The organism is Rhodanobacter sp. Col0626 (genome assembly GCF_049994385.1).
Taxonomy (GTDB): Bacteria; Pseudomonadota; Gammaproteobacteria; order Xanthomonadales; family Rhodanobacteraceae; genus Rhodanobacter.
On record NZ_CP188260.1, the window covers coordinates 2636016 to 2654902 of the forward strand.

At 62.6% G+C, this 18887-nt stretch carries 14 protein-coding genes; 5 read left to right on the forward strand and 9 right to left on the reverse strand.

Translation table 11 applies throughout. The features are described from left to right. Positions 1–47 precede the first annotated feature (47 nt). A complete protein-coding gene (gene gltS / locus ACPPVV_RS11400; protein WP_426700003.1) occupies positions 48–1271 on the forward strand; it encodes a sodium/glutamate symporter in 1224 nt (407 codons plus the stop codon). 76 nt (positions 1272–1347) lie between these two features. Continuing rightward, the gene (locus tag ACPPVV_RS11405; protein WP_426700004.1) at positions 1348–4119 is read left to right on the forward strand and encodes a M14 family zinc carboxypeptidase; all 2772 of its coding nucleotides are present in this window, start codon (positions 1348–1350) and stop codon (positions 4117–4119) included. Between the two features lie 63 nt (positions 4120–4182). Here ACPPVV_RS11405 and ACPPVV_RS11410 read toward each other — a convergent pair whose 3' ends face one another. The 5 genes from ACPPVV_RS11410 to ACPPVV_RS11430 all read right to left on the reverse strand — a co-directional run bounded on the left by ACPPVV_RS11410 (position 4183) and on the right by ACPPVV_RS11430 (position 9723). Beyond that, the gene (locus tag ACPPVV_RS11410; RefSeq protein ID WP_426700005.1) at positions 4183–5973 is read right to left on the reverse strand and encodes a GGDEF domain-containing protein; all 1791 of its coding nucleotides are present in this window, start codon (positions 5971–5973) and stop codon (positions 4183–4185) included. A gap of 45 nt (positions 5974–6018) precedes the next feature. Further along, positions 6019–6369, reverse strand: a complete 351-nt coding sequence (locus tag ACPPVV_RS11415) for a hypothetical protein (RefSeq protein ID WP_426700006.1) — start codon at positions 6367–6369, stop codon at positions 6019–6021. A gap of 423 nt (positions 6370–6792) precedes the next feature. Then, positions 6793–7602 carry an SAM-dependent methyltransferase gene (locus ACPPVV_RS11420; protein WP_426700007.1) on the reverse strand — a complete coding sequence of 270 codons (810 nt, stop codon included), beginning with the start codon at positions 7600–7602 and terminating at the stop codon, positions 6793–6795. A 23-nt stretch (positions 7603–7625) separates the two neighbouring features. Continuing rightward, on the reverse strand, positions 7626–8402 hold the full coding sequence (locus tag ACPPVV_RS11425; RefSeq protein ID WP_426700008.1) for a slipin family protein: 777 nt from the start codon (positions 8400–8402) through the stop codon (positions 7626–7628). Positions 8403–8439: 37 nt separating this feature from the next. Further along, positions 8440–9723 (reverse strand): NfeD family protein, encoded by a 1284-nt coding sequence (locus tag ACPPVV_RS11430; RefSeq protein WP_426700009.1) that lies wholly within the window; start codon positions 9721–9723, stop codon positions 8440–8442. 266 nt (positions 9724–9989) lie between these two features. Here ACPPVV_RS11430 and ACPPVV_RS11435 point away from each other — a divergent pair, with 266 nt between their 5' ends. After that, positions 9990–10445 (forward strand): cupin domain-containing protein, encoded by a 456-nt coding sequence (locus ACPPVV_RS11435; RefSeq protein WP_426700010.1) that lies wholly within the window; start codon positions 9990–9992, stop codon positions 10443–10445. Here the strand turns inward: ACPPVV_RS11435 and ACPPVV_RS11440 are convergent. Then, on the reverse strand, positions 10436–11275 hold the full coding sequence (locus tag ACPPVV_RS11440) for a DUF3014 domain-containing protein (RefSeq protein ID WP_426700011.1): 840 nt from the start codon (positions 11273–11275) through the stop codon (positions 10436–10438). The genes ACPPVV_RS11435 and ACPPVV_RS11440 overlap by 10 nt on opposite strands. Positions 11276–11470: 195 nt before the next feature. Between ACPPVV_RS11440 and ACPPVV_RS11445 the strand changes: the two genes are divergently transcribed. Next, positions 11471–11968, forward strand: coding sequence for a hypothetical protein (locus ACPPVV_RS11445; RefSeq protein ID WP_426700012.1), 498 nt, complete (start codon positions 11471–11473; stop codon positions 11966–11968). A 6-nt stretch (positions 11969–11974) separates the two neighbouring features. Here the strand turns inward: ACPPVV_RS11445 and ACPPVV_RS11450 are convergent, their stop codons facing one another. Both ACPPVV_RS11450 and ACPPVV_RS11455 read right to left on the reverse strand, forming a co-directional pair. Further along, entirely contained in the window at positions 11975–12736 is a 762-nt protein-coding gene (locus ACPPVV_RS11450; RefSeq protein ID WP_426700013.1) for an ABC transporter permease, read from the reverse strand. Further along, complete coding sequence (locus tag ACPPVV_RS11455; protein ID WP_426700014.1) at positions 12733–13659, reverse strand: ABC transporter ATP-binding protein; 927 nt, start codon at positions 13657–13659, stop codon at positions 12733–12735. The genes ACPPVV_RS11450 and ACPPVV_RS11455 overlap by 4 nt, the downstream gene beginning before the upstream one ends. A gap of 155 nt (positions 13660–13814) precedes the next feature. Between ACPPVV_RS11455 and ACPPVV_RS11460 the strand changes: the two genes are divergently transcribed. Beyond that, positions 13815–15455: a Na+/H+ antiporter gene (locus ACPPVV_RS11460; protein WP_426700015.1), complete on the forward strand. Its 1641-nt coding sequence runs from the start codon at positions 13815–13817 to the stop codon at positions 15453–15455. Between the two features lie 81 nt (positions 15456–15536). Here ACPPVV_RS11460 and ACPPVV_RS11465 read toward each other — a convergent pair whose 3' ends face one another. Further along, complete coding sequence (locus tag ACPPVV_RS11465; protein WP_426700016.1) at positions 15537–18536, reverse strand: TonB-dependent receptor; 3000 nt, start codon at positions 18534–18536, stop codon at positions 15537–15539. Positions 18537–18887: the final 351 nt, after the last annotated feature.

The following is an 18887-nucleotide window of genomic DNA, read 5'->3' on the forward strand; positions in this document are numbered from 1 at the left end:
GCAACCGGACTGGCGAACACGCACCGGCGTACGACCGGGGGCAATGCATGTTGACGCTCGATCCCATCCAGACCGTGGCCTGTGGTGGCCTTTGCCTGATCGCCGGCTACGCCATTCGCCGGCGACTGCCGTTGCTGTCGCGTTTCAACATTCCCGCGCCCGTGATCGGCGGCCTGCTGGTGGCGCTGGCTCTACTGGCATGTCGTCACTGGCAGGTCACTCCGGTGCGGTTCGATACCGCGCTGGAGCAGCCGCTGATGATCGCTTTCTTCACCAGCATCGGCTTCAACGCCAGCGTGTCCCTGCTCCGGATCAGCGGCCGCCAGGTTGCGCTGTTCCTCGCCCTGGCGACCTTCCTTGCGATCGTGCAGAACGTGGTCGGCATGGCGTTGGCCCGATCCTTCGGCCTGCCACCGCTGTTCGGCGTGATCACCGGCTCGGCCACACTGGCCGGCGGTCCCGCCACCGGACTGGCGTTTGCGCCCCTGTTCGAGCACGCCGGTGTCCACGGTGCGCAGAGCGTGGCGCTGGCCTCCGCGATGGCGGGCATCGTCTGCGGTTCGGTGATCGGCGCACCGCTGGCGACGATGCTGATCGAGCGCCTGCACCTGCGGCGCAACCGGTTGCAGGAGACGGTCGACACCAACACGCCAGCGCCGATGCCGGTGCCGTCCGCAGCCATCGCGGTGAAGACCCTCTGCGATGCAGATCGGGTTTACGCCAACCTCAAATGCTTCGTGCTGATTCTCCTGGCCATGGGCATCGGTGCCTGGATAAGCGGTGGCCTGGGCGCGCTCGGCCTGACCCTGCCCAGCTACATCGGCGCGATGCTGGTCGGCGCGCTGATCCGCAATATCGACGATCGTTTCGGCTGGTTCGGCCTGGCGCTGCCAAGCATCGACATGATCGGCAGCATCTGCCTCTCGCTGTTCCTGTCCATCGCGCTGATGAACCTGCATTTGTGGGAACTGGCCGGGCTGGCGACACCCTTGCTGGTCAACCTGGGTGTGCAGACGCTGATCGTCGTGGCGTTCTGCTGCTGGCCGCTGCTGCGGTTGATGGGTCGCGACTACGAAGCCGCCGTCATGGCCGGCGGCTTCGTCGGTTTCATGCTCGGTACGACCGCCAATGCCATGGCGGTGATGGGCTCGCTGACCGAACGTTTCGGCCCGGCTCCGCGTGCGTTTCTGGTGGCACCGCTGGTCGGTGCCTTTTTCATCGATTTCACCAACGCCATCGTCATCACGATCTTCATCAACGGCTGGTCATGACACCAGTTCAACACTCGGCGCACGGGTAGCCCGGTAAACGCGTCGAACGTGATCGAACGATCTGGGGAGAATCCACATGCGCATGTCCATTCCGTTTCTGTTGATCACCCTGCTGGCCAGCGGCTTCGGCGGCATCGCCAGCGCCGACGACACCCGCATGTCCCATGGTGCAGGCGTGTATGCGCGCGCTCCCGGGCAGGCGATCGATCAAGGTTATACGAGCCAGATCCTCAAGTTCACCACCAGCCCCACCTTCAACTCGCCACTGACCGACTACCTGCCGGCGTCGGCCACGGTGCCGACGCCTTTGAAAGTGCTGGGACACATCGCCGGCGCGCCGGATTACCTGCCCTATTCCGCCGATGTCCACCGCTATTTCCGGGCGCTGGCGGCGGCTAGTCCGCGGGTGAAAGTGTTCACCATCGGCAAGTCCGAGGAAGGCCGCGAGATGATCGTGGTGGCGATAGCCGACGAGAACCTGATCGCCGACCTGGATGCCAACAAGGCGCGCCTGGCCAAACTGGCCGATCCACGCACGATCGGCATGGACGATGCCGTCGCCGACCAGCTCATCGCGCAATCGACGCCGGTGTATTACATCGATGGCGCCATGCATTCCACCGAGACAGGCGCGCCGACGGCCCTGATGGAGCTGGCCTATCGCCTGGCGGTGGACGACGCGCCGTACATCCGCAAGATCCGCTCGCATGTGATCACCCTGATTACGCCGATCATCGAGGTCGACGGTCGCGACCGCATGGTCGATCTGTACAACTGGCATCTGGCCCATCCGGGCCAGAATTATCCAAAGCTGATGTACTGGGGTCATTACGTCGCGCACGACAACAACCGCGACGCGATGGGCATGACGTTGAACCTGACCCGCGCCATGGCCGACACCCTGCTCGACTGGCATGCGCAGGTGCTGCACAGCCTGCATGAGTCGGTGGCGTTCTTCTACGACAACACGGTCGGCGACGGTCCCTACAACGCATGGATCGACCCGATCCTGACCGGCGAATGGCAACAGCTGGGCTGGGACAACGTGCAGCAGATGAACAGTTTCGGCCTGCCCGGCGTGTTCACGCATGGTGAGTTCGACACGTGGAGTCCGGGCTACCTGTCGTTCGTGGCCGCGATGCACAACAGCATCGGGCGACTGTACGAGACCTACGGCAACGGCGGCGCCGATACCCTGCAACGCATCCTCACGCCGAAGGAATACGCGCGGACCTGGTACAAACCGAACCCGCCCCTGCCGCAGGTGCTGTGGTCGCAGCGCAACAACAACAATTACGAGCAGACCGGCCTGCTCACCGCGCTGAACTACTTCGCCGCCAATGGCCCGATGTTCCTGCGGAACTTCTACCTGAAGAGCCGGCACTCGATCGAGAAGCCGCAGCAGGCCGGTCCGGCCGCCTATGTGTTCGATGCCGGCGACAAACGCCCGGGATCACGGGCGCAGCTCCTGAAAGTCCTGCAGCTGCAGCATGTGGAGATCCATCGCACCACGGCCTCCGTCACGGTGCCACTGCCGAAGGTAGCGGGCGAATCGGAAAATCGGCCAGCAACCTTTGCCGCGGGGAGCTACGTGGTGCGCATGGACCAGCCGTACTCGCGCATCGCCGACACCCTGCTCGACCGCCAGTACTGGGCACCGAAAGACCCGCAGAAGCACCCGTACGACGACACCGGCTGGTCGATGGGCGACCTGTTCAACGTGAAGGTCACGCGCGTCACCGACCCCGCGATTCTCAAGGCGCCGATGAGGCTGCTGGACCAACCCGTAGCCGTGCCGGCGGGCCTGGCGGGGGTGGACGTGACGGGCACGCGCCTGCCGCGCATCGCCGTCATGCACACCTGGCTCAACACGCAGACCGAAGGCTGGTGGCGCCTGGCGCTGGACAAACTGCAGGTACCGTACAACTACATCAGCACCCAGGACGTGGCGCGCATCGGCAACCTGCGCGCGAAGTACGACGTGATCCTGTTCGGCCCGGTCGGCCGCGCCAGTACGCAACAGATCGTCGACGGGTTGCCCATGTGGGGCAATCCCATGCCCTGGAAGACCACCGCATTGACACCGAATATCGGACGCATCGATGCCACCGACGATGTGCGCCCGGGCCTCGGTGCGAGCGGCGTGGATCATCTGAAGCAGTTCGTCCATGACGGCGGCCTGCTGGTCACCACCGAGGACAGCGCGAAGTTCGCCATCGACGTCGGCCTGGCGCCGGGTGTCTTCGTCACGCCGACCAGCAAGTTGCGCGTGGTCGGCAGCGTGCTTCAGGCGAAGTTCGTCGATCGTGCAAGCCCGATCGCCAACGGTTACGACAGCGACGACCTGGCGCTCTACAGCAGCAGGGGGCAATCCTTCCAGGTGTCCAACCTGATCACCGGCGACAGCGGACTACCCAATGCCAGGAACTTCGAGCGCCCCACCGGGCGTGGCGGTCAGCATGACGTGGATCTCCCCGAGGGACGCAGCTCGATCGATCCGCCGGCATTGCCTGCGGCCGAACCCTGGCAGGCGCTGCCGTTGAATGCCGAGCAGGTGCGAAACAATCCGTGGGCAATCCCCGCCGACCAGCGTCCACGCGTGATCCTGCGCTATGCCGACACCAAAAATTTGCTGATCTCGGGACTGCTGGATGGCGGCAGCGAAATGGCCGGACGCGCCGCGGTGGTCGATGCGCGCTACGGCAAGGGCCATGTGCTGCTGTTTGCCAGCAACCCCATCTGGCGCGGTGAAACCATGGGCAGTTATCCGCTGGTTTTGAACGCCATCGTGCATTTCGACCGGCTGGATGCGACAGCAGCTGATGCAAAGGGCGCAGCATCACGATGAAGCCGACTGCAAAACACTGGCGGAAGGCTCGCTCCATGGAGGCAGCGACGTGATCGAACCTCTTCAGCTATCGGTTTTTTCGGTGACCTCGGCGTCTACCTTCAAGCGCGGCTTGACGCGATCATCGCTGACGTTGACGCGGTTCCGCCCGCCCCGCTTGGCCTGGTACAGCGCATCATCGGCATGGATCAGCAGCTGGCGCAGCTCATAACCGGAGCGGACCGTGCTGGTGACGCCGAAACTGGCGGAAACCGCCATGTCGGGCGTGTCGTCGCCGCTGGTCATTGCCGCAATGGCCAAGCGTATTCGATGGGCGCGGACAAGCACCTGTTCGAGCGAGCACTCCGGCAACACGATGCCGAACTCCTCGCCGCCGAGGCGGCCGAAGATGTCGGTGGCGCGAAGATGTGTCTGGCAGGTCTCGACGGCGCGCTTCAACACCCGATCGCCCATCGCGTGTCCGTGGGTATCGTTGACCACCTTGAAATGATCCAGATCGATCAGCACCAGGCAAGCTTCTCGCGTCGACTTCCGGCAGTGCTGCAGCCGTTGCTCCGCCACGCTGATGAAATGCTGCCGATTGAAGATGCCGGTGAGGCCGTCGCGCCGCGCCAGCTTCATGAAACGCAGCTGCGAGCGTTTGATCCGGTAAGTCCAGAACGCGATGAAACCCAGCACCATGAGCAACAGGACGAGATACAACCGGTTGGTTTCCGACGCACTCTTGTCAAGTGACTGCTGCAATTGCAGGATCTTGTTCTGCTTGTTCAGCGTATCGATCTGCAGCTTCTTCGCCATCACTTGCTGCTGCACTGTCTGGAACGCGAGCGACTTCGCGCTGAGCTCGTCCAGATAACCCTTGTCGGCGACCATGTATTTTTCGTGATAGGCCAGCGCCGATGCGATGTCACCCTGCTGCTTCGCGCCCAGATACAGGATCCGATAGGCGGTACTGATGGCTTCGGCATAGTGGTTGTGCGTGCCGTGCGTGACTGCCGCCAGTGCCGACTCCCTCGCCGATTGCGGTTGCCTGGTTTCGCTGTAGGCGGTGGCCAGCAAGGCATTGAACTGGGCAAGCTGAGGCGCATAACCATCGCGTTCCACCGCAGGGTAATTCTTTCGCAGCAAGGCGATCGCCCGCTCGGGGTAACCTCGACTGACGTCCAGTTTTGCCGCGAAATAGCGGATGCCATTGGCGTAGAGGCTGTTGCGTTCCTTGATGCAGACCTCGATGCCCTGCGCAATCAGCGGTTCGATATCCTGCCACTGGCCGCTACCGTACAACGCCGCGATGCGGGCATGGTCATCCACGCAGGTGTAGCCATCGCTGGCCAGAGCTTGATTGAAAATCTGTTCGGCGTAGTAGGACGCCAGCTCGTATTGCCCCGCCTCCGCGTATAAGGAGGAAGCCACAACAAAGCCATGTTCCCGCACGCGCGGACTGATACCCGCGCCATGCTGCAGGGAAACGACCAACTGGCTCAGCTGACGGAAGGCTTCTTCAAAGCGGGACTGCTCCGACAGCGAGTCCACCCGGAATATCGAAGCCTTGAGACGCAGGTTCACATCCCGCGATTCGTCGATGATGCCATCAATCAGCGCGTTCGATTTTTGGTAATCCCCACCAAAGGCGGCCTGCCACGCCTGCAGGTAACGCAGGTGCTGACGCTGTTCCGGTGTCAACTGATCGGCTATCTGCCCAAGTCGATGCAGCAGGTCCACGCACTCTGCTGAAAGCGAGATCGCGCAGACTGGCGCTTCAGCCCGCTGCAGCATTGCAGCGCCTTCGCTGCTGGTACTCGCAGGTGCGGTCGCACCAGCCGCACTGGCAAGCAATACAGCGCTGCCGATCATGCTGATCAGCACTCTTCGACACCAAGTGCTGCGGCCGGACATCTGTCAGACCCGTTGCGATTCGCGCCGCGGTACAGGATTTTCGGCAACGTCGTCAGACTTGGAAAGGTCCTTGGTCTCTTCAGTTTCCTCGGTCTCTTCCGGAGGCGGTGGAGGTACCGCTGGTTGCATGGGGCTGGGGCGACTACCCGGTGGACCCGGCGGTGCAAGCAAGAGGCACTCCGGCACGGTTCCCAACAACATCCCCAGTCGTTGCGCATCCTTGGCGAGTAGTGCCGACTGCAGCTCAGGTGCCATGTCGGTGGCGGACAAGGATGCGGCAAACTCATCCGCCGAGGCTTGCGACAGCTGCGCGTCGCTGCCCATCCTTTCCATGAAATCGATAATGTCTGACAAGATCCCCCCCTTGAACCCTAGTGATGTGTCGACATGAAACCGACTATTGTGGTTGCGTCTTGGCTCCGTAGACGGCGCCAACACATTCCAGCCAGCTTGCGCACCAAGTTAGGCCCGCAATCCAATGTGTCGCTCCTGCGCCCCTCGCTGGCGCTTGGCTGGCGCCAGCCGCAGGCTCCTCTAATCGAGCCAATGCCGTGTTTCTGAAACCTGTCTGTCTACGGTAACGCTCGATTCCAGCCCCCAGCCCTCGCGCAGGTACTGCTCCCAACCTTCCCCAGACAGCCATAATCAACTTGGTGATGAGTGCGCGTGCATCTACCTTCTTCACAGGAAGGCAACACGACGCATTGAATATCCCCGGCCACTCCGGCAGCTTAGCGTGGCAGTCGCCTGAGACGCCAGTGTATGAATCGAATGTCTTCAGGACGCCATGCCAACAGCTCGATCCAGCGCGTCCAGCCGTGCCAGAATTTCGGAATCGGCCTGCATCGGACGTGCCGGCGGGATCACCACCGTCTCGGCCATGCCGATTTCTGCCCGAGGCAAGGCGCTCAACGTGGTTCGTTCGATGCGCGGCCGATCAATAGGCAGGGTCGCAGCCCGGTAGATGATCACCTCGTGATTCAGCGGATAGTCGCGGGCCAGCACGTCGACCAGCACCTGGCGATAGGCGGCATTGGTGGAGAAGCGCGCCATCGACTGGTCGCCGACCACGCCGACCTGCCACAGCACCAGGTACGCAGTGGGATCGATGCGGCGCCGGTAGAACAGCAGCTGGCTGGCTTCGTAGTGCTGGCAGCCGTAGGCACCTGGGTCGATGCCGAGATCGGCGTACAAGCAGTCTTCGGCCGAAACACCCGGCTGCATATGCGCCTGGTAGCCTTCCTCCCGGGCCAGCTCGATCGCCTTGTGCGGCACCCAGGCGAACACCCCGGGATGGCCGTAGAACACGCCACAGACCCGCTTGCCGGCACGCACTTCGGTCAGCATGGCCTCGACCATTTGCCAGTAGCTGTCAATGCGCGCAGTGCCCTCCTTGTAGAACGGCTGCAGGCTGCGCACGTCCGCATGCATGCGCTGCAACCACAGCTCCACAATGCCGTCGGACAATGCGGCAAACACCACGTCCGCCTGTTCGATGTGGCTGCGCGCCAGCGGGCCGAGGTGTGAACCGAGGGTTATGCCCAGACCGACGCAGACCAGGCTTCCGGCCGAAGATGTTGCGTCCATATGGCTTGCTCGCGTGGTGGGAATCAGCCAGTTTCACCCGAATTTTGCTTCGACGGAAGCGCCTCCATCAGCGGCCGGATCAGATCCAGCGGCAACGGGAACACGATGGTGGAGGATTTGCCGTTGTTGGACATGTCCGCCAGCGTCTGCAGGTAGCGCAGCTGCAAGGCCTGCGGCTGTTGCGACAGCATCGCGGCGGCATCGCGCAGTTTCTCGGCGGCCTGCATCTCGCCCTCGGCGTGGATGACCTTGGCGCGGCGTTCGCGCTCGGCCTCGGCCTGGCGGGCGATCGCGCGCACCATGGTTTCGTTGAGGTCCACGTCCTTGATCTCGACATTGGCGACCTTGATGCCCCACGGGTCGGTGGCCTCGTCGAGGATCTTCTGCAGGGTATGGTTGATCGAATCGCGCTGCGACAGGATCTCGTCCAGCTCGTGCTGACCCAGCACCGAGCGCAGTCGCGTCTGCGCCAGCTGGCTGGTCGCCTGCAGGAAGTTCTCCACCTGCAACACGGATTTGTCCGGTTCCACCACCCGAAAATAGACCACGGCGTTCACCCGCACCGAGACGTTGTCGCGTGAAATCACGTCCTGTGGCGGCACGTCCATCACGGTCACCCGCAGGTCGACCCGGATCATCCGCTGGACGGCGGGAATCAGCAGTACCAGACCAGGTCCTTTGGTGCCGGTGTAACGGCCCAGCGTCAGCACCACACCGCGCTGGTATTCGGGCAGGATCTTCACCGCGGAGAACAACAGCAACACACCGAGGATCACCAGCACACCGACGAATCCGAACATGATCATCTCCCGTACTTCATGAAACCGCTGCGTCGACTCATGCCGGCACGACCCACAGTAGCAGTCCCTGCCGGCGCACCACGCGCACCCGGGCGCCAGCCGGCAAGGCGGTGTCGCAGCGCACGCGCCAACGCTCGCCGCGCACCATCATCCAGGCCTCGCCCCCGGCGTTCACCGTGGTGAGCAGTTCGCCTGAGTCGCTGAGCATCGCCGCGTCACCGGTGACCTGATGGGCGTGGCGCGAGCGGAATACCAGCCAGACAATCACCCCCAGCAAGGCGGCAGCGCTCGCCGCGATGCCGGCGATCACACCGAGGTTGATGTCGTAGCCCGGCACGCCGGTATTCATCAGCATCACCGAACCGACCACGAACGCCACCAGACCGCCGGCGCCCAACGCACCCACGCTGGGATTGACCGCTTCGGCCACCAGCAGCCCGACGCCCAGCGCCATCAACGCCAGCCCCGCATAGTCCACTGGCAGCAGCTGCAGCGCATACAGGCCGACCAGCAGGCAGATGCCACCGGCGATGCCCGGCAGCATCGCACCGGGATGCAAGGCTTCCAGCAACAAGCCAAAGATGCCGGCCAGCAATAGGAGATAGGCAATGGTGGGATGGGTGATGATCGCCAGGAAATGCGTGCGTGCGCCGGGCGCATAGTCACGCACGGACGCGCCCTTGAGCTGCAGCGTGACGATGCGATCACCCACCTGCACCTTGCGATCGCTCGCCTTGGCCAGGAGTTCAGGCACATCCGTCGCCACGAAGTCGATTACATGCTGCTGCGCCGCTTCGCTGGCGGTCAGCGTGGCTGCGCCGCGCACGGCCTGCTCGGCCCATGCGGCATTGCGTCCGCGCAGTTGCGCCAGCGAGCGGATATAGGCGATGGAATCGTTCAGGACCTTGTTCGATTCGGCGTCACCGTCTTCAGCCGGCTGATGTTCCGCACTGGAAGCTGGCGCCGCTGGTTGGTCGGAGATCCCCTGCTTTGGCATCGGCGTGGCGCCGCCCAGCTGGATCGGCGTTGCTGCACCGAGATGCGTGGCCGGTGCCATCGCGGCGATCTGCCCGGCGTACAGGATGTACGTGCCGGCCGATGCCGCCCGCGCGCCACCTGGTGCCACGTAAACCAGCACGGGCAGCTTGCACGCCAGCATGCTGGCAATGATCTGCCGCATCGATTCGGCCAGGCCGCCAGGGGTATCGAGCCGCAACACGATCGCCACCGCGCCATCGGCCAGCGCGCGCTTCGAGGCATCGTCGAAGTATTCCGCGGTGGCAGGACCGATCGGGCCATCCAGCGCAATCTGCGCCACCATGCCAGGCACCGCAACGCATGCGGCTGGCGCTGCCGGAACAACGCTCGACCCGGCCGGCATCGACACCATGCAAAGGATCGCGAGCCAGCCCAGCCCAAACCAACGAGTCATCACACCGAACTCCCGGCGACATCAACGTCGATGACTCACTGTAGCGCGCACGATGTACAGAAAGCGCTCAGGCCCCGTGCTGAATCGAACTGCACCGGTCCCGGAGGCATAATCGTGGGCATGCACGGCGTGTTCGCCGTCGAATGGAGGTTGTCATGCCGAAAATCGATGTAGCCAGTGTCCCCGAGCGCAGGGGATCGGATTATCCGACGCCTTTCGACCAGCCCGTCAGCGGGCGCGTCAGACAGGCGCTGGGCAAGGCCGGCGGCCTGACCGATCTCGGCGTCAATCTGATGCACTTGCCGTCCGGGCAGTGGTCGAGCCAGCGCCACTGGCATACGCACGAGGAGGAGTTCGTGTACATCCTGTCGGGCGAACTGATCCTGGTGACCGGGGACGATGAACAAGTGCTGCGTGCCGGTGATTGCGCGGCCTTCCCGAAGAATGTGCCGGACGGCCATCACCTCATCAATCGCCAGGAAGCGACCGCCGTCTACCTGGACATCGGCACCCACTCTTCCGCGGACGCCTGCACCTATTCGGACATCGACCTGCATGCCGCACCGGAGCCGGCGGGCTACTCGCACAAGGACGGCACGGCCTATCCCTGAGATGTCTGCGGCGGTTTCGCGTTCACCAACTGCGCGCGGATCGCACGCAGCTTCACCTTGATCTTCGCTTCGTTGACAGGGCCAACGCGGAGCATCAGCTTCTGCCCGGTCGACAGCGATTCCAGCGAGGCATCGGCGTAGTGGTAGTACGTTTTTGACTCCACCAGTTCAGGCGGCTGCGTCGGATCCGGCGCCGCCAGCAGATTATCGATCGCCACGATCAAGCGGTCGTTGAAATAACCCTGCGGGTAGCCCAGCTGTCGGTATGCCTCCTGGAACAGCGGATACGAATGCACATACCAGCTCGCCAATGCCTGCGGATCGGTGGCCTCCAGAATCTGCATGTAGGGCGCGTAGCGTGCGCTGTTCTTCTCGCCGATCACGGTTGTACCTTCGGTCGCCGTCGTGATGAACGAACCCTTTGGCGTACGTGCCGGCAACGTGAACGGAGCCAGCCCGCCGTGACGCGGCAACGCATCGACGGTTGCGACGATACGCGCGACGACCTGCCGCGATACCAGCAACGACGACAGGTCGCGGCCACCTGCCAGCGAGGCGAGCGCGGCGGCCACGCTGGCATCGCTGTCGTCCAGCGAAGGCAAGGCAGCAGCCGACGCGCCTGCCGGATTCGAGCCAGCCTGATCGATCGGGTGCTGGATTGGCGCACGGGTAGCCAATGCAGCCGACGCCTCGGTGGCTGGCGTAGCCGGCGCGGACGTCGGCGCGCCAGGATGCATGGCTTTGTGCGCCAGGTAGGCGCCGGCCACAAGAACAGCCAGCACCACGACCACGGCTCCGATCCAGTTGCCCACCGATGTCTTCTTGCCCACGATGTCTCCCATTTCGTCGTCGAATGCATGCTTTGACTTGCTTGCGCACGATTCGTTCACGCCACATAACGGTCACGACCACAATGGCGATAACAACCAGCTCACTTGTTGATTACGTCATCGCTACAAAAATCAGCTCATGGAAGATCAACGGTCCGAATTCTGACCAGCGACAGAATGCGAGAGAGAGGACTCATGAAAACCCGATGTGTTTTCAGCACACCCAATCTGATCGCGGCGCGAGCCGCGATGTCGGCGGCGCAACAGGCTGGCATCGACGAGCGCGACATTTCACTGGTGGCCCGTGAAGATATCGAGCTGGAGCAGATCCCCGATCACCTGATGCAGGGACGCAACGACTTCTACCCTGCCGCGTTACGCGGTGGCGCCTGTGGCGGCGGCACTGGCCTGCTGCTCGGGCTCATCGCGGTAACCGTGCCGCCGCTGGGCGTGACGCTGGCCGGTGCTGCAGCGATGACCCTGGCTGGTGCGGTCTTCGGCTGCTGGATCGGCGAACTGGTCGGATTCGAGGTGCCTGATGTGGTCAGCCGCAAGTTCAAGAGCGAGATCGCGGCCGGGCGCATCCTGGTGGTGATCGATGCACGCAAGGAACAGCTCGATGTTGCCGAGCCTGCCATCTCACGCACCGGCGCCACGCCGCTGCCGTTTCACGCGCATACCGCTCTGACCTGAGCCGGATCAGGCTTTCAACCGGTAACCGCTGCGGAAGATCCACCACACCACGGCGAGGCAGGCTGCCAGGAACACCAGCGTCATGCCCACGCTCACGCCCACGCTCACATCGGACACACCGTAGAAACTCCAGCGGAAACCGCTGATCAGATACACCACCGGATTGAACAGGGTGACCTTCTGCCAGAACGGCGGCAACATGTGGATCGAATAGAAACTGCCGCCGAGGAAGGTCAACGGTGTCACGATCAGCAGCGGCACCAGCTGCAGTTTTTCGAAGTTGTCCGCCCAGATGCCGATGATGAAACCGAACAGGCTGAAAGTGAGTGCAGTGAGTATCAGGAACGCGAGCATCCACAACGGGTGTTCGATGTGGAACGACACGAACAGCCGCGCCGTGACCAGGATGATCAGACCCAGGATGATCGACTTGCTTGCTGCCGCGCCCACGTAGCCGGCCACGATCTCGAGCGAAGACACCGGCGCCGACAATATTTCGTAGATCGTGCCCACGAATTTCGGGAAGTAGATGCCGAACGATGCATTGGCGATGCTCTGCGTCAGCAATGACAGCATGATCAGTCCCGGCACGATGAAGGCACCATAGCTGACCCCGTCGATGCCGTTCATGTGCGAACCGATCGCCGCGCCGAACACCACGAAATACAGCGAGGTGGAAATCACCGGCGAGACGATGCTCTGCAGCAGCGTGCGCCAGGTGCGCGCCATTTCGAACAGATAGATCGCGCGGATGGCGTAGATGTTCATGCGCGCTCCCTCACCAGGTTGACGAAAATATCCTCAAGCGAACTCTGGCTGGTCTTGAGATCCTTGAAGTCGATGCCCGCCTCGCCCAGTCGTCGCAGCAGCACGTCGATACCCGTGTGTTCGCTTTGCGTGTCGAAGGTATAGACCAGTTGCTGACCGTCACCAGAGAGCTCCAGCGAATAGCTGGACAACGCCGCAGGGACGCTTTCCAGCGGATTCTGCAGTTGCAGGGTCAACTGCTTGCGACCGAGCTTGTTCATCAGTTCGGCCTTGTCCTCGACCAGGATCAGCTCGCCCTTGTCGATGACACCGATGCGATCGGCCATCTCCTCGGCTTCGTCGATGTAGTGCGTGGTCAGGATGATGGTGACGCCGGTGGCGCGCAGCGAACGCACCATGGTCCACATGTCGCGGCGCAACTCCACGTCGACGCCAGCGGTGGGTTCGTCCAGGAACAGGATCTGCGGTTCGTGCGACAGCGCCTTGGCAATCATCACGCGCCGCTTCATGCCGCCGGACAGCGTCATCAGCTTGCTGTCCTTCTTGTTCCACAGCGAGAGGTCCTTCAACACCTTCTCGATATGCGCCGGGTTGGCGCTCTTGCCGAACAGGCCGCGACTGAAGCTCACCGTGTTCCATACCGTCTCGAACGCATCGGTGGTCAGCTCCTGCGGCACCAGGCCGACCTTGGAGCGCGCCGCGCGATAGTCGCGCACCACGTCATGACCATCGGCCAGCACGCTGCCGCCGCTGGGATTGACGATGCCGCAGATGATGCTGATCAGGGTGGTCTTGCCGGCACCGTTCGGGCCCAGCAGCGCAAAGATCTCGCCCTTGCGTATTTGCAGATCGATCGGCTTGAGCGCCTGGAATCCGGACGCATAGGTCTTGCTGAGCTGTCTGACGTCGATGATCGGCTGCACGCGATCTCCTTGATGGAGGGAAATGATCCGGGGAGCGCCGATGGTAGGCCCATCCGCACGATGAGGGCCAGCGTGGAATCGCATTTTCGGGCTATTTTTTCTCGACGACGTGGTCGCGGTATTGATAAGGTCAAAAGCTCACTTCCGGAACCTGCATGAATTCGATCGAAGTAGCGCTGGCCATGCTGCTGGCCGTGGTAGGCAGCGGTTACCTGGTCCGCATGCTGCCGTTCTCGCTGCCGTTGCCACTGGTGCAGATCGGCCTGGGCGCGGTGATCGCCGGCGTGTTCAAACAGGGCGTGACGCTGGACCCGGAGATATTTTTCCTGCTGTTCCTGCCGCCGCTGCTGTTCCTCGACGGCTGGCGCATCCCCAAGGACGGCCTGATGCGCGACAGGGCAGCCATCCTGGAACTCGCGCTGGGACTGGTGATATTCACCGTGGTGGGTGTCGGTTTCCTGATCCACTGGCTGATCCCTGCCATGCCGCTGGCGGTGGCGTTTGCGCTGGCCGCGATCGTGTCGCCGACCGATCCGGTGGCGGTGTCCTCCATCACTTCGCGCGTGCCGATTCCGAAACGGCTGATGCACATCCTCGAAGGCGAGTCGTTGCTCAATGACGCGACCGGCCTGGTGTGTTTCCGCTTCGCAGTAGCGGCGGCGGTCACCGGCGGTTTCTCACTGGTGTCGGCGTCGTTGACCTTCCTGTGGGTGGCGCTGGCCGGACTTGGCGTGGGCGTGCTGTTCACGGTGGCAGTGAGTTTCGCGCAGCGCTGGCTGTCGCGGCACTTCGGCCAGGAGGCCGGTTCGTCGATCCTGGTCAGCCTGCTGATTCCGTTTGGTGCCTACATGCTGGCCGAGCAGGTGCATGCCTCCGGCATTCTGGCCGCGGTGGCGGCCGGCATCACCATGAGCTACGTCGAACTCAGCGGCCGTCTGCTGGCGACCACACGGGTGCAGCGCACGGCGGTGTGGAATACCGTGCAATTCGCGCTGAACGGCGTCGTGTTCGTGCTGCTCGGCGAACAGCTACCCGCCAGCCTGCAAGGCGCGATGGCGTCAGTGGCACAGAGTGGGCACCGCAATCCCTGGTGGTTGCTGGTGTATGCCCTGGCAATCAATATCGGATTGGCGCTGCTGCGTTTTCTGTGGGTCTGGATCTCGCTGCGGCTGAACGTGCTGAAGGCGCATCATCGCGGCGCTCCAGTCACCCGGCCGCATTGGCGGCTGATGCTGGCGACCTCGCTGGCCGGCGTGCGCGGTGCGATCACCCTGGCCGGCGTGATGACGCTGCCGTTGCTCCTGCCCGACGGCACGCCCTTCCCGGCGCGCGGACTGGCGATCTTCCTTGCCACCGCGGTGATCCTGCTGTCATTGCTGGCGGCCAGCATCGGCCTGCCGCCATTGCTGAAAGGGCTGGAGCTGCCACCGGAACCTGCAGCGCAGCAGGAGGAAATCCGCGCTCGTCGCGCCGGGGCCACGGCCGCCATCGCGGCAGTGGAAAGAACCCAGCACGAGTTGCTGGAGAAGGCTCCGGCCGCCGACGTCGATACCTACACGAATGCGGCTGCGCGCGTGATCGCGCTTTACCAGCACTGGCTGGACGAAGATGCCTCCAGCGAGGACGAGGCGCGGCAGCTGCGCAAGGCCGACATGGCCGAGCGCGAATTGCGCCTGGCGGCGTTGCAGGGTCAGCGGGAGGCGATCTTCGAGCTGACGCGTCAGCGCCAGATTTCCGATGAGGTGTCGCGCACGCTGGTCCGCGAGATCGATCTGCAGGAAGCGCGTTATCGCTGATGCCGGGCAAAAAGAAGGCCGCCGGAGATCCGGCGGCCTTCCCTGTCGACCGCGCCGGGTTACCCCGACGCGGCGGTTCAGTTACAGCGAGAAGTCGTAGGTAACGCCAAACTGCACGTAACGCGGAGTCTCGAATGCCAACGGACGCTCGTAGTCGTCTGCAGGGTCCTCGCCGCCATCAACCTGTGACAGCGTCTTCTGGCTGTTGAGCACGTTGAACACGGTCACGGAGAAGGCCAGGTTCTGGTCCGCACCCGCCCACAGCGGACGATACTGCGCGTTCAGATCGACCTTGTACGTCCATGGCAGACGACCACGCGAACCGCGAGGCGCCGGTTGATTGCCACACTCGAAGTACGACGCGCCGTACTGGATGGCATCCACCGGGTCAAAGCCGATGCAGTTCTTCGGGCGGCCCGAGTTGATCGCCACATTGGCACCCACTAACCATTCCGGAGTGGCCTGGAAGAAGCCGTAGGTCTTCAACGAATGCGTACGGTCGTTGGGCAGCGGACCATTGGCGTACTGCATGATTTCCGGCGCGTCCCAATCCTGCGTCACCGACGGGTCGAGCTGGCCGATATCCGACTTCAGCTGTCCTTCGGAGTTGCCGTAGCTGCGCGAGAAGGTGTACTCCATCCGGGCAAACCAGCGCTCGTCGAAATGATGTTCCAGGTACAGCTCGAGCGAGTAGTACTTGCGCTTGAGCGGCGGAAACTTCACACCGGCCGGCGTGGTGAAATCGTCCATGGTCAGCTTGAACGGCATCAGGGTGCCCTGCCCGTCCACGTCCACCATGAACGTGTTCGGCTGGCCCGGGTTGAACAGGTAGCAACCCGGGATGCTGGCGTTGGTGATGTCGATGTTGTTGCGGGCGGCATACTTCTCGAACGGACGCGAGTCGCAGAAGTCGTCGATCGAGCTCCTCAACTTGCGCATGGTCGCTTTCGCGCCGAAGGCCCAGTCGTTGTTGATCGCCTTGTCGAAGCCCAGGATGTATTCGTCCTGGTAATACGCCTTGATGCCTTGCGCCGCGACGGTCTTGGGATTGAGGTCGGTGCCATCCTCGCCATTGAGGAAGATCTTGCTGCCGGCCGGCACCAGGTTCAATGGCTCACCGTTCGGACCCACGCCGGTATAGGTGAAGTACTGGGAGGAATACAGCGACGCCGATGCACCGCGAATGGCCACGTTGGACGGAATCGCCAGGTGGTAGCGACCGGCATTCGCATACAGCTTGAAAGTGGAGTCGCCGAATACGTCCCAGGTCACGCCCAGGCGCGGCGCCAGTTGGTGACGCTGCTTGACATAGGTTTCGCCGGCACCGTTGATATTCTTGAACTGCTCGTTACGCAGGCCGAGGTAAGCCAGCCAGCGGTCACTGACCTGCCAGTGGTCTTCGATGAATTGCGCTTCCTGCTCCACCTTGACCGAGGCGCCGGTGATGAAGGTGCGATTTTCAACGAAATACGGGGTACCGGCGGGCACGTCGGGAAGGATGTCGGGACGCCCCGAAACATCGCGGACATTCTGGTAACGCCAGCGATAACCGCCCTCGTACTGGTTGCCGCTGCTCGACTCCAGCGTCTGGTTGTCCAGACCGGCGCGCAGGTCGTGCGAGCCCAGCTGATATTCCACGTCCAGGCGCCAGCCATGGGTCTTGTCCTGCGCACCTGGGCCCAGCACGGTGCCGTTGACCAGTCCGCAACCGATGATCGGATTGGTGATGCCGGTGCGCGAATCGGTGATCCACGGGCAATTGGGGTTGCCCGCGTATCCGAGCGTGCGCTGATGCGTGGACTTGCTGGTGCCATACAACGCGTTGACGGTGAGGCTGTCGGTGATGTAGCCGGTGTACTTGCCGATGTAGACGTCACCGCCCGGCGCGGAACCGGCCAGCGATGCCGCATTCTTCAGCTTGTCGGTACCGATGAACGCACCGCGAGAACTGCTCGGGTAGTCGTACGCGTATACGCTGCGGTCCGTGTTGGTCTTGTCCGACAACCCGGTGAACTCAAGGATGTGGTTATCAGTGATGTTCCAGTCGATCTTGGCCAGCCATTTGGTCGCCTTGGACACCTCATTGGTGGATTGCGGCGCCAGGATGGAACTGATGGTCTTGCCGCTGGTGCGGGTAAAGTCTCCCGCCGCGTACAGAAACAGCTTGTCCTTGATCAGCGGACCGCTGAGGTAGGCGGTGTACTGCGTGGCGGTGGTTTCGTTGTCACCCCTGTTCTGGAACAACTGGCCGTTGGTGCGATGGATGCTCTTGGGCGTGGAACGCAAGGCATCCGGAGTGAAGTGCAGGCCAACGCCCGCTTTCCAGGTATTGCCGCCGCGCTTGGTGACCACGTTGATCACGCCGCCGGTGGAGCGCCCGTACTCGGCGCCATAACCACCGGTATAGATCTGCTGCTGGTCGATGGCGTCGTACGGCAGGCTGGTGAAGCCGATGCCGGTCAATGCATTGGTCACCGCGTAGCCATTGATGTAGTACTGGTTTTCCGATGCGGAGGAGCCACCGAAGGAAGCGACGTTGCCATACCGCGAATCACCCTGGACCGTTCCCGGAGCCAGCAATGCAGCTGAGGTGACATCGCGTGCCAACGGAAGTTTTGCCAGCTGTTCAGCGGTGAGCACCGTTCGCGAGTCGACGGACGAAACGTCGATGGCCGGCAGCGCCGTTCCTGCCACGGTGACGCCTTCCAGCGTCGTGGCATTCCCTTCACCGGCGGTTGCCGCATCGAAAGACACATCGGTACCACTACCCAGGCGAACCTGCACATTCTCGCGGGTGCCGACCACCTGGCCATCGCGCCGCAGCGTGACGGTATAGGTACCCACCGGCAGGGAGGTCGCGCGGTAACGGCCGCTGGATTCCACGCCTATGTCGCGGATCTGACCGGTATTGGTGTTCTCCAGATGGACCGTGGCACCCGCGGCATTTCCGGCGTTGCCAAAAATGACGCCCGAAGCGTTCGATTGCGCCATGGCGACGCCACCAAGGCCAAGGCTAAGGGCCACCGCCAATGCGGTAGGACGCCACAACGCGGTACGACGATATCGTTCGGCTAGATTCATGCTCTCTATGCTCCCGGAGACAAACACTGGCGCGTCGGCTGGCGAGCCGGCGCAAGGAAATGCCGAAAAAGATCACTCGAGCCCCCTCGATCCCCTCTCGGCCGTCGCTTGAATCGCAAATTTCTACGATCTGGACGAAATCTACCTCAAGATTTGCGCGCGTAACCGGGATTCATCATCTTTTTTTTAACCTTGACAATAAGTTATTGATATAAATATAAATATATATGAGTATCCTTGGCATTTCGGCATAAAAAAGCACCCGCGTCAGGTGCGGGTGCTTTACCTCGTGGCCAGCAGATTGAGTGGGTTCGCAATATTTCGCGTTATTCCCTCATGCCTTCATGAAAC